Source organism: Sphingobacterium kitahiroshimense (genome assembly GCF_025961315.1).
GTDB classification, from domain to species: Bacteria; Bacteroidota; Bacteroidia; order Sphingobacteriales; family Sphingobacteriaceae; genus Sphingobacterium; species Sphingobacterium anhuiense.
In genome coordinates, this window is sequence record NZ_JAOQNK010000001.1 from 346,388 (window position 1) to 357,349 (window position 10,962).

11 protein-coding genes are annotated in these 10,962 nt (G+C 34.1%); 3 read left to right on the plus strand and 8 right to left on the minus strand.

What is annotated here, in order from left to right; all coding sequences use genetic code 11:
* Nucleotides 1–3: 3 nt before the first annotated feature.
* The 6 genes from M2265_RS01515 to M2265_RS01540 all read right to left on the minus strand — a co-directional run bounded on the left by M2265_RS01515 (nucleotide 4) and on the right by M2265_RS01540 (nucleotide 5,318).
* A complete protein-coding gene (locus M2265_RS01515) occupies nucleotides 4–1,056 on the minus strand; it encodes a type III polyketide synthase (protein ID WP_132768365.1) in 1,053 nt (350 codons plus the stop codon).
* Complete coding sequence (locus M2265_RS01520) at nucleotides 1,053–1,766, minus strand: methyltransferase domain-containing protein (protein ID WP_132768363.1); 714 nt, start codon at nucleotides 1,764–1,766, stop codon at nucleotides 1,053–1,055. The genes M2265_RS01515 and M2265_RS01520 overlap by 4 nt, the downstream gene beginning before the upstream one ends.
* On the minus strand, nucleotides 1,763–2,890 hold the full coding sequence (locus tag M2265_RS01525; protein WP_132768361.1) for an NAD(P)/FAD-dependent oxidoreductase: 1,128 nt from the start codon (nucleotides 2,888–2,890) through the stop codon (nucleotides 1,763–1,765). The genes M2265_RS01520 and M2265_RS01525 overlap by 4 nt, the downstream gene beginning before the upstream one ends.
* A gap of 187 nt (nucleotides 2,891–3,077) precedes the next feature.
* Nucleotides 3,078–3,461: a hypothetical protein gene (locus M2265_RS01530; protein ID WP_132768359.1), complete on the minus strand. Its 384-nt coding sequence runs from the start codon at nucleotides 3,459–3,461 to the stop codon at nucleotides 3,078–3,080.
* A gap of 587 nt (nucleotides 3,462–4,048) precedes the next feature.
* Complete coding sequence (gene xpt, locus M2265_RS01535) at nucleotides 4,049–4,684, minus strand: xanthine phosphoribosyltransferase (RefSeq protein ID WP_232789282.1); 636 nt, start codon at nucleotides 4,682–4,684, stop codon at nucleotides 4,049–4,051.
* A gap of 256 nt (nucleotides 4,685–4,940) precedes the next feature.
* Nucleotides 4,941–5,318 carry a hypothetical protein gene (locus M2265_RS01540; RefSeq protein WP_132768357.1) on the minus strand — a complete coding sequence of 126 codons (378 nt, stop codon included), beginning with the start codon at nucleotides 5,316–5,318 and terminating at the stop codon, nucleotides 4,941–4,943.
* A 345-nt stretch (nucleotides 5,319–5,663) separates the two neighbouring features.
* Here M2265_RS01540 and M2265_RS01545 point away from each other — a divergent pair, with 345 nt between their 5' ends.
* Together M2265_RS01545 and M2265_RS01550 are read left to right on the plus strand one after the other, a co-directional pair.
* Complete coding sequence (locus M2265_RS01545; RefSeq protein ID WP_132768355.1) at nucleotides 5,664–6,608, plus strand: SGNH/GDSL hydrolase family protein; 945 nt, start codon at nucleotides 5,664–5,666, stop codon at nucleotides 6,606–6,608.
* A 69-nt stretch (nucleotides 6,609–6,677) separates the two neighbouring features.
* The gene (locus M2265_RS01550) at nucleotides 6,678–7,928 is read left to right on the plus strand and encodes an MFS transporter (RefSeq protein ID WP_132768353.1); all 1,251 of its coding nucleotides are present in this window, start codon (nucleotides 6,678–6,680) and stop codon (nucleotides 7,926–7,928) included.
* A gap of 211 nt (nucleotides 7,929–8,139) precedes the next feature.
* Here the strand turns inward: M2265_RS01550 and M2265_RS01555 are convergent, their stop codons facing one another.
* Both M2265_RS01555 and M2265_RS01560 read right to left on the minus strand, forming a co-directional pair.
* On the minus strand, nucleotides 8,140–8,964 hold the full coding sequence (locus M2265_RS01555) for a YncE family protein (RefSeq protein WP_132768351.1): 825 nt from the start codon (nucleotides 8,962–8,964) through the stop codon (nucleotides 8,140–8,142).
* A gap of 106 nt (nucleotides 8,965–9,070) precedes the next feature.
* Nucleotides 9,071–10,474 carry an MFS transporter gene (locus tag M2265_RS01560; RefSeq protein ID WP_132768349.1) on the minus strand — a complete coding sequence of 468 codons (1,404 nt, stop codon included), beginning with the start codon at nucleotides 10,472–10,474 and terminating at the stop codon, nucleotides 9,071–9,073.
* Nucleotides 10,475–10,557: 83 nt separating this feature from the next.
* Between M2265_RS01560 and M2265_RS01565 the strand changes: the two genes are divergently transcribed.
* Nucleotides 10,558–10,926: a winged helix-turn-helix transcriptional regulator gene (locus tag M2265_RS01565; protein ID WP_132768348.1), complete on the plus strand. Its 369-nt coding sequence runs from the start codon at nucleotides 10,558–10,560 to the stop codon at nucleotides 10,924–10,926.
* Nucleotides 10,927–10,962: the final 36 nt, after the last annotated feature.

Genomic DNA, 10,962 nt, shown 5'->3' on the forward strand with positions numbered 1-10,962 from the left:
ACATTACCATTTTAATAAAAGCCCTTGGGCAGAAAATCCTGGACCAAAACTTAACATCAACCCTAATTCTCCCTGTATGGGATTTTTATCCATGACGCGCTCTAGGACGTAAAGAACAGTTGCACTTGACATATTGCCATATTGCAATAATATTTCTTTTGTGTGATCAATATTTTTACCCCATTCTGAAAATAGTTTTTCGACCGTCATTACGATTTTTTTTCCTCCGGGATGAAATATCATATGGTCTATGTTTCTGATTTCTAAATTATTTTTCTTTAAGAACGGATGTATAATATCACCAAAATGTTGTGCTATGGTATCCGGAACTTCAGTGCCAAGTATCATTTTCAAACCACTATTGGTCAGTTTAAATCCCATAATATGCTCCGTATTAAAGAAGTGATACATCTGTTCATCAAGTATGTTGGGACCATAATCTTCTTCATAAGAAGAAAGTAGACAACAAGCTGCCCCATCACCAAAAATAGCCGCGCTTACAATATTTGACATTGAAAAATCATCCAGTTGAAATGTAGCAGTCGGAGCTTCAATCGCTATTACTGCGGCTCGTTTGTTAGGATTGCCTTTGAGGAAGTTTTTGGCATATAACAAACCCGATACTCCTGCTACACAGCCCATCTCTGTAACTGGCAATCTGACGATATCCTGTCGTAGTTTCAGTTTATTTATAAGATACGCATCTAAAGAAGGGATTATAATACCGGTGCAACTTACAGTAATAATATAGTCTAAGGTGCTTGGATCCCATCCCGCTTTTTTAAGTGCTTTCTCAAGCACTTGTTCACCAAGGATAATAACTTCACGGCTGTAAATGTTATTTTTATCTTCAAAAGAAGTTGCTGTAAATACTTCAATAGGATCCATAATTGAATACCGTGTATTTACTGCCGCACCTTCAAATATTTTTTTTACTTTTTTTATAAAACGTGTTTCTTGTCCATAAAGCCAAGTATCTAGCATAGGAAGTATTTCAACTGTATCGCTTGAATATTTCGGCAGTTGTTTTGCAACAGTTACGATCTTTACACTCATAGTTTAGGTATAATCCATTGGTAACGAAAGGCCCATTTCCATTGGATGGTATAATTCTTTAAATTTAGTTTTCTTGCAAAACTTTGTAGTTCATTTCTTTTAAATCCTCTCAATATCGATGTACATCCATCTTCTTGCAACATCCTGTTTAATCTAAAAACAAAACATACCATTTGGTAAAGTCTATAAGCAAATTTGCTGCGCTGTAAATCGTTTATAACTATTCCTACAGAGGCATTATGACTAAAGATAGTAATTAAATCTATTATTTTTTCATTAGTAAAATGATGAATAGTTAAGGTGCAAAGTGCAATATCGTATTTTAATGTCTTGAAATTTTCTTCAAATATATCAGTGCATACATAGTCAATATTAGCGTAGCTTGTTGATAATTTTCGAGCATAGTTGATCGTATATTCATTTGCATCTATACCGATCATTTTAAAATTAATATTGTTCTTAATACCGTATTCGGCTAACATACGTAACATATCACCGTTACCGCAACCTATATCTGCAACAGTGATATGTTTAGATCGATCAACGTGTGCTAACAATTGCTTTACGCCATTAAGTGTAATACTATTGCCTCCAAGAAATTGATTGATGCGTGCAATTTTATCTAGAGCTTCTCGTAATTCTTCACCTTGGAGTGAAAAATCATCCATTAATTCGGTTTTTTCTGTCCTATTATCGGTATTTATTCTCATTTGATTGTTATTGCTTTACCGTGTGTTTGCTTTATTATCAAAGGAAGAAGAGAGGGGAACATCGTTGCGATCCTGATCAATACTATTGTGATGGTTTGATGTTGAAGTGCTTTCGATAACAGGTTTCCGATTAAGAGTCTCTTTTCGAAATTTTGTTTCCATTGTTGTGTGAATTTTTTTTCTAATAATTTTCGGGATACGATTTTACCTGTGTAATAGTCGACGATTAGCTCTGACGAAATTTTAGCACTGTGCATAGCCATGGCCATGCCATTGCCACAGAGGGGATGGATAAGGCCGGCAGTATCACCGATCATTAATATATGGTTTTCGATGATCGGTTTTTTATCAAATGATATTTGACTTATTGTAAGTGGTTTATCAAAAAGTAATGTGCTATTTTCAAAAAAGTATTTGATGTGTTTATTCTTGTAAAGAACATTTTGTTCAAATTCTGTTATATTCTTGTGCTTTTTAAATGATTTTAAATCAGCCAGGTAGCACATATTTATAGTATTGTCTTCAACTTTTGTAATACCACAATAACCACCCTTAAAGTTATGTAGTGCTACTACATCATCAGGAAATTCTCCGGAATAATGTCCTTTTACGGCTAGCCACGGGGCAGTTTTATTCATAAAATTACGTTTTAGGACCTGATCCACGTTCGATCGTTTCCCGAATGCTCCCAATACGATTTCTGCTATTAAAATCTGATTTTCGGTCATCACTGTGAATGCATTTTCATTAAATGTTACCTTTGTTACTGTAGCTTTAATAACGGTACATCCCATTTTTACTGCTTGTAGATATAGAGAATTATCCAGCGAATACCTACTGATGCCAAGGCCTCCCAACGGTAAGTCTGCTTTTGCAGTTTTACCATTTTGATGAGTAAATATAAGTGTGTTAATATTTGTTGGATATACTTGTAAAATGTCTGAGTTCAACCAATTCAAATAAGGTAATATTTCTTTTGAAAGATATTCCCCGCAGACTTTATGACGAGGATAACTATATTTTTCAATTAATGTGACATTTAATCCTTTTTTTGTTAAATGTAATGCAGCTGTTAAACCTGCAAGGCCACCACCAATAATAATAACATCAGCATTTTTCTTCATATATATTTAGCTATAAAACAGGAATATCATAAATTTTGGAGTGTTTAGTGAATAGGTGAAAGTTTTTTAAGGACGATGAAAGGAACTGATATTGATTTTATTTACCTTTTAGACATCATACAAGAGGGGGAGTTTAGTGCTGATCAAGTTTTGTCTCCCCTCAGATGTTTTAAGAATCCGTTCAATATTAATTAGAGGTGAAATATGTTCGAACAAAAGCGTATTGCTGATTTTCGGTCATTTTATCAGCAGGTTTTATTCCGATTTTAATTTTAGCATATGCTAGATCATCTTTAATAGTATTGTATAGCTCAATCTTTGCATCAGTTGGACCAAAAATGAGTACTTCATCATACTGTTTGATTATTTTAGCTATTTCTTTATAATATTCGGATAGCTCATTCTGTTTTTTATTATGCATGACACTTTCACTACGTTTTAGTGCCTCTTCCTTATCCTCATGGGTAAAGTTGCATTCAATAGTTTTAGTCTGCATAGGATTTATTGAATAATCCATCAAGTTGGCAAATGAATGGTCCATCCAGATACCAATTTTTGTTTTTTCTATCATATTCATATCGTTTAATTACTGGTTACGATCTATTATAACCTGATTTCATGACAAATTACTTCATAATTATTATACAGATCTCTTATCTTTCAGCATAAATCGCTCTTTAGCCATCTGTAATCATCATCATATAAGCCATTTAATAAAAATGCAGATTATAGGAGTTTACGTCTTATCAACAATTTTGAAGGGGATTTTGTTTCATTTAAAAAGACGTATTTATTTGTAAATTATTAATAGACTAGAATTAGTAGATATCAAAACCGGTTTGTATAATTTATTTTGATATTGATTTACAGAAATGTAAAATATTGAATAAAAGTATACATATGATAAGCTTTGAAAGTATCATATAAACAATTTAGGATTTTAATATTAAGTATGACTAGAAATACTTTTGTTTGTTTAAAACAAAGATGTAGTGGCTTTCCGCTTCATGAGAAGAAGGACTAAAATGATTTTCACAAGCTTAAAAATGAGGCTATAGTGTTAAAACTAAAGCCTCTTAATACTAATGATGAATGTTGATCCCCATAGCTGGATGCTATAGCGTTATGCCAGAAGATGAAATTAGAATGAGGTAATTTTTAGTCTTCAAACTCGATAAGATTATCACCTAATGTTTTAATACGTGCGAGAGATTCTATTTGAATATTTAATTCCTGTAGGCGCTCATTTCCCTTTTGAAAAGATTTTTCAATAATAAATCCCATACCCAGCATGGTGGCTCCAGCTTTCTTTACCAGTTCATAAACACCAATAGAAGCATTTCCGTTGGCTAAGAAATCGTCGATAAAAACTACCTGGTCAGTTTTAGTTAAGAAGTCAGTACTTACACATATATCATATGTTTTATCTTTGGTGTAAGAATAAACCGAGGCCGTTAACATATTATTCATTGTTTTCGGAACAGCTTTTTTGACAAATACCACGGGAAGTTCTAATAAATATCCAAGCATTATTGCAGGAGCAATGCCACTTGCTTCAATCGTTATAATTTTATTAATTGGTAGATGCCCAAAGCGACGGACAAACTCTACACCTATAGATTTCATAAGAATAGGGTCCATCTGATGGTTTATAAAACTATCAACTTTTAATATTCCGCCTTCAAAGCTTTTACCATCCTTTAAGATTCGGTCTTTTAGTAATTTCATGTTAAAATAATAATGCAAAGCAAAGATAGTTGAACAAAATGAAAACAAAGCCACTTTTAGATTCATCTTTGTTTTCTGTTTTAGCTCTCTTGTTTACAGATACTATTTAAATAGAACTTATTTTTAGAATTGCTATAAGTAATATTTCATCTTCTTTAATTGCATTAAAATTTAATAATGCATATATCCTTTTATAAAAATAGCTGGAAATTAATTATTAGTCTCAGTGGAGATATCTGAAATATTGGGATTTCATGTTGTTTCAAGAATGCTTCAAATGTAGCGGTGCTTTTTTGCAAAGCATCTTAATCTACGTGTTTAGTTATAAATCACAGTCAGTTATATTGTTATTTTCTTTATGCCAGTCGTGAAAACAAAAACGGCATTGCTTTGCTGTTGGTGTCCGGGCTAGCTTGTGGCATTTTGGACAATAATTGAAAACGATATCCAGGTGGTGGTCTCGCAATATGCGGGTTGCCGTATTTTCATTGAATTTTTCTAAACCATTGTTAAGAAGACTCAATACGGTTTGATCCTTTGTAAGCCATCCGGTCTTCAGGTATATTCGTTGCATTTTCTCTAAATTTTCACTGCCATCTAGTTTTAGCGTGGAATGAGCATGTTTATATGCAAGCTTCTCTTCGGGCGACATCAGATCCAGATAGTAGGTAATAATATAATCCTGAATTTCCTTGTTCATAATAGTAAGTTAAATATGCGATTTGACAATCGCAAAATCAACATTAAATTTTTCTGTTTTAAGTCCTGGTCTAAACCGAGGAAATTTTTAAGAGCAAAAGCTCATTTGGTTAATTCCATCAAACTTTTTAAAAGTACTAAATGGTGATTACTATTGTTTTTTTAACTTCAAAAATTGGAGGATTTTAATCAAAAATAATCTATTAATTACCAGCCAATATATTATATTTAGTCTCTGGACATAGAATTATCAGATCATATTCTTTAAATTATTTAAACATCATAATTTTAATTGAAAATAGCAAAAATTTTTAACTTACAAAGTTCCCTGATAAATATACCACTTATGAAAAATTATACTCTTTTAATAATTGTTAGTTTTTTTTGTTCGATTTTAGTTGCGCAACAAAAATCTAATTCTCTGTTGCATTTGAATCGAGCCGAAAAGATTTTATTTCTTGGAAATAGCATCACCTATGATGGTCGATATGTCGCGATGATAGAAAGTGTTCTTCTAAGTAGTCATTTTATAAAAGGTACTGCAATAATTAACCTTGGGCTTCCAAGTGAGACTGTTTCTGGGCTTAGTGAGGACAATCATGCGAACGGTGAATTTGCAAGACCATGTTTATTCGATCGGTTGGAAAGTATATTGCAGAAGATCAAACCTGATGTTGTTTTTGCATGTTACGGAATGAATGACGGCATTTATCTCCCTTTTGACAGTGTGCGTTTCAAAGCTTATCAGGACGGTATAGAAAAATTATATATGGAGGCGCTTAAAAGTGGTGTAAAACGGATTATATTGATTACACCGCCCGTTCATGATGATCCAGATCTTGGTCTTGACGGATATAATCAAGTATTGGATCGATATTCAACTTGGCTATTAGAACAGCGGAAGAATAAAAATTGGGAAGTTATAGATCTTCATTTTCCCATGAAAAAATACTTAGAATCCAGAAGACGGATTGATCCCACGTATAAGCTGGCTCCGGATGGTATACATCCAGAGCAGGAGGGACACTGGTTAATGGCCAGGTCAATTATTTCCTATCTTAATCCTACATTTCCGCAAGTGATCAAGTGGGATGAGTACGTTGCTAAGCATACTTATTTACCCAAGTTGTATGAGGCTGTTCTTAAGAAACAAGAACTAATGAAACTAGCCTTGCTGCGCTATACTAAGCATAAAAGACCTGGCATTCCCTCTGGCTTGACCATGGAACAGGCTAATCAGCAAAATAAGCATTTAGAAAAACAAATTTCATTATTGATTAAACATGATTAATTATTTAATATAATTAGGTGAATTCGGTGGTTTAAAATTTCTTATCTTTATATAGATAAAAGAAGTAATATGGGACTAAAAAAAGTATCATCAACCAGATTATATGTTATTGCATGGATATTTGGACTTTTATTCTATTTTTTAGATTATGTTATCCGTTCATCTCCTGCAGTCATGTTACCCCAATTGGCTGAACAATTTAACGTAACATCGGTTAATCTTATTAGTATTATAGGCACCTACTATTACACCTATTCTATCGTTAGTTTATTGGCGGGTCTTGCTCTTGATAAATTTGGGGCTAAATATTCTTTGTTTACAGGTACATTGATTTTAGGTCTTGGTTGCCTGCTTTTTGTACTCTCCAGTTCTTTTGCTGGTAATGCCGGCAGGTTATTACAAGGCGCTGGCTGTGCATTTGCCTTTCCGGGATGTGTGTACCTTGCTTCAAAAGGATTTTCTGCGAAGTCGCTAGCTACTGCCATAGGATTTACACAATGTGTAGGTATGCTTGCAGGCTCTGCTGGACAGTTTGTCGTTGGACCGTGGGTTGAAAAAGGACTACAAACGAGCGATTTTTGGTTAGGAGTTGGTTTGATCACTATCGTAGTGGCTTTCGGCCTGTTACTTATTATACCGAAAAATGAAGATAAAAATGCATCTGTGAAAACCATAGATTCAAAAGGTATTTTATGGCCCTATAAGGTTGTTTTTTCTAATCCTCAGTCCTGGTTATGTGGTTTGATATCAGGGTTATTGTTTGCTCCTACAACGATATTTGCCATGACCTGGGGTGTGGCTTTTTTTCAGGAGGATAAAGATTTTAGTTTTCATGCTGCAACAATTGCAAGTGCCATGATTCCTATGGGATGGGTACTAGGTTGCCCGCTATTGGGTTATATAACGGATAAAATTGGTGCGCGCAAGCCAGTTCTTTTAGTTGGTGCTGTGGTTATGATTTTAGCAATTGGCCAGATTCTTTTTTTTCCAGATCTGATATCTGTATATACTACTAATTTTATATTTGGTGTTGCTTCAGGAGCTGCAATGATTCCTTATTCAGTTATTAAAGAGTCTAACCCAGATGAGGTTAAAGGTAGCGCTACCGGAGCGATGAACTTTATAACTTTTAGTGTAACTACGCTATTAAATCCTATATTTAGTAAGTTTTTCGGACAAACGCTGTCTTTAGGAATAAACAAATCATCTCATTTTCAATCGACAGGATTATTCTGGATAGGGGGTATAATACTAGCTATTATCTTAACGTTTTTTCTTAACGAAACTGGACAAAGAAAAGTCACGAAGTCATCGTTATAAATTTTAAAACTTAACATGTTTAGTGCAGCTTGTACACTTATAGCGTATTTTTTATAAAGCACTTAAATCGACGATAGATCCTTTATCAGATGTATTTTTAATATACTTTATCTAGGCAAAATTATTTTATGGATCAAAAAAAACAAACTATAGTTGTTTAAAGTAATTGCAAACAACTATAGTATTATTAAAAAAGGTGTAATAAAATATGTTATTTTAGTTGATAAGCAGCAACGCTCTTTTTGAAAAACGTAGGTACATAAACGATCTTCTTGATAGGATCATAACCGATATCTGCTGTATTTTTCTTTTCTGTTGTGCTATCTAAAAGTAATTCTGATTTGCCATTAGCATATACATAATAAATGTAGCCACCCCAACAGGAATATACGAAATCTCCATTGCCGACTGGCTCAATACCATCTCCTCCACAAGGTAGTTCTGCTAAAGCTGTGATTTCTTTCTTTTCATTAGCTTTAAGTAATTGTTTATCACCACCGGCGATATAAAGATCTTTACCAATCGCCTTTAATCCATTGACTCCATTAATATTTTCAAGATAAATACTTGGTTTATTATTGATGATCTGATGAATTTTTTTTGTTCGTGTATCTGAAACATAAACTACACCTTTGTCACTTACAGTAATATCGTTTAAAAATACGGATTCGGAAATTGGAATTTTACGAAGTATTTTACTAGAAGGTATGTCGATAACTACAACATCAGTTATATCTGCAGCATAAAGTGTATTACCGTGCTTAGCTAAACCTTTTGGTGCATGAAGTCCGCTAATCCACTCTAGGTCCATCACTTTTCCGTTCATGTCCAATTTGCCGATACCGCCGATTCCATCTTTCTCATCAGCACTGTTTCCCATGATTGACACATATAAAATTCCGGATTCCGTATCGGGTAGCACAGACTCAGGTAGATTGATGATGCTATCTGTTTCCCATATTTTATCAAGTTTGTGTTGGGCATTGGCAGAGAACCCTAATAGTAAAGCTAGTGCTAGATTGAGTGATTTTTTCATAATTACTTTTGCTTCAAAATGGTTTAAGCGTTTAAAATAAATAAAAAAATGTAAATTACGAAGTCTTATTTTAAGCAGATTAGTGATCGAAGTTTTTTTCCCTTCATTATTTTTGTTTTCTGTATGGTAAGAGCGAGATAAAAAAAATCACAAATGTTAATAAGGTAATCGAAGTGAGAGTTGCTATGCTGTAAGCATGACTTAAGTTTTCTATATCTAAAAGTGTTGTATTTTGATTGTGAAAGTAAATACCCACTACTAATGCAATACCCATACAGATAGAAACCTGCTGAATGGTGAGGTAAATGCCGGATGCAGTACCGATTAAATCAGTCTTAATATCCTTCAATGCCATTGTCATAAGTGAAGGTAGTACAGTACCGCAACCTAAGCCGTAAAAGAAAAATAAGATATGGATCTGATGGATGGTTATTGTAGGTTGATTATAAATATACAAATGCGCTATTAAACCTACAACCATGATTGCTAATCCAAATAAAATAACTGATTTTCCATTTTTTTGAACATGTTTGCTTACAATAATACTCGCTAGGACGTATCCGATGCCTTGATATACAAATGCGATACCCGTCATGGTAGGTGTAAAGTTTTTGTTAACTTGCAAATAGTTAGAATTGATAATGAAATAAGCATCCTGTACCATATAATAGCTAAATGCGGCCCCTAGACCTATATTGAAGGTTTTGTTTTTGAATAATGAGAAATTGATAAGAGATGAAAGTCCATACTGTTCTCGTTTTTTTTGTTGCTGCAGAAATGTAACTAAGAGAAAGATTGAGACAATAAGTAGCACTATGGTCCATACCGGCCAGTGTAACTCAGGCCCCAGAATAAGGGGACAGATTAATCCAATCAATAAAACAAACAGTTGGATGATGGGCGTGTAACTGACTTTTGCTTTAACATCAGGTTTAAAAGAAGGAATGATGATATAAACTAACAATAGTGCCAATATGCCTACAGGAATATTTACTAAAAAAATCAACCTCCAACTGTCACTCATCCAGGACTGATCGGGCAGGATACCGCCTAACAATTGCCCGAGTACGGATGCTATACCAGCTATACTTCCATAAATACCAAGTGCTAGAGTGCGTTTCTCTTTTTGTTTAAAGAGTGAAGTAACCAACGCAATTCCCTGTGGGACCATAATACCAGAACTTACGCCCTGTAAAAATCGGCCAAGCAGTAAAATAAAGATATGATTAGAAAAGCCACATATAAATGACGAAATCGTGAATCCCAGCATGCCGATGAGGTACATCTTTTTTCTGCCATAATAATTACCCGCATTCCCGGAACTGATGAGCAGACTGGCATATCCAATGACATAAAGAATAATGATCCACTGAGTATCGCTGGTACTGAGTTGCAGTGATTTCTGCATGGTTGGTAAAGATACATTAATAATGAAGAGATCGACCACAAATAAAAATATGCCGGCAGAGAGCACGGAAACTTTGAGTAAATCGGTAATTTGGAAACGCATATCAATTGTTTTTAGTAATTTTATCTATCAAATTTAAGCGTGATAATTAGCGATATCAAGTAGTTATAAGATGCATACTTAGTATGGTTTTATGCACTAATGCTCAGTATAAGTGGCTTATGGAAGAAAAAAAAATCAAAAATTCGGAAAGTTGTTGCGATGTCAACGGAATTTTTAAAATTATAGGTGGAAAATGGAAGGTATTGCTAATTAAAACCATCGCACAGCAATGCCCAAAGCGTTTCGGCGAGTTACGAAGAGACATGGAAGATATGGCCCAGACAACATTAACGTTGCAGTTACGTGAGCTTGAACGCGATGGTATCATCTGTAGACAAGTTTATCTCGAATCACCTCCACGAGTCGAATACAAATTGAGTGAAATGGGGAAAACGATTCTGCCGGTTATCGACATGTTGGATGAATGGTGGGAAGCCTATAAAATGAGATAAGCAGGTAATCTATCGTTGATTAAAATGCGAGCTTGC

Excerpts from the sequence above, each read along its gene's own strand:
- M2265_RS01555 (WP_132768351.1), bottom strand. The coding sequence starts at position 8,964 with ATGAAAAAATCACTCAATCTAGCACTAGCTTTACTATTAGGGTTCTCT.
- M2265_RS01550 (WP_132768353.1), top strand. The coding sequence starts at position 6,678 with ATGGGACTAAAAAAAGTATCATCAACCAGATTATATGTTATTGCATGG.
- M2265_RS01515 (WP_132768365.1), bottom strand. The coding sequence starts at position 1,056 with ATGAGTGTAAAGATCGTAACTGTTGCAAAACAACTGCCGAAATATTCA.
- M2265_RS01525 (WP_132768361.1), bottom strand. The coding sequence starts at position 2,890 with ATGAAGAAAAATGCTGATGTTATTATTATTGGTGGTGGCCTTGCAGGT.
- xpt (WP_232789282.1), bottom strand. The coding sequence starts at position 4,684 with ATGAATCTAAAAGTGGCTTTGTTTTCATTTTGTTCAACTATCTTTGCT.
- M2265_RS01565 (WP_132768348.1), top strand. The coding sequence starts at position 10,558 with ATGGTTTTATGCACTAATGCTCAGTATAAGTGGCTTATGGAAGAAAAA.
- M2265_RS01530 (WP_132768359.1), bottom strand. The coding sequence starts at position 3,461 with ATGATAGAAAAAACAAAAATTGGTATCTGGATGGACCATTCATTTGCC.
- M2265_RS01545 (WP_132768355.1), top strand. The coding sequence starts at position 5,664 with ATGAAAAATTATACTCTTTTAATAATTGTTAGTTTTTTTTGTTCGATT.
- M2265_RS01540 (WP_132768357.1), bottom strand. The coding sequence starts at position 5,318 with ATGAACAAGGAAATTCAGGATTATATTATTACCTACTATCTGGATCTG.
- M2265_RS01520 (WP_132768363.1), bottom strand. The coding sequence starts at position 1,766 with ATGAGAATAAATACCGATAATAGGACAGAAAAAACCGAATTAATGGAT.
- M2265_RS01560 (WP_132768349.1), bottom strand. The coding sequence starts at position 10,474 with ATGCGTTTCCAAATTACCGATTTACTCAAAGTTTCCGTGCTCTCTGCC.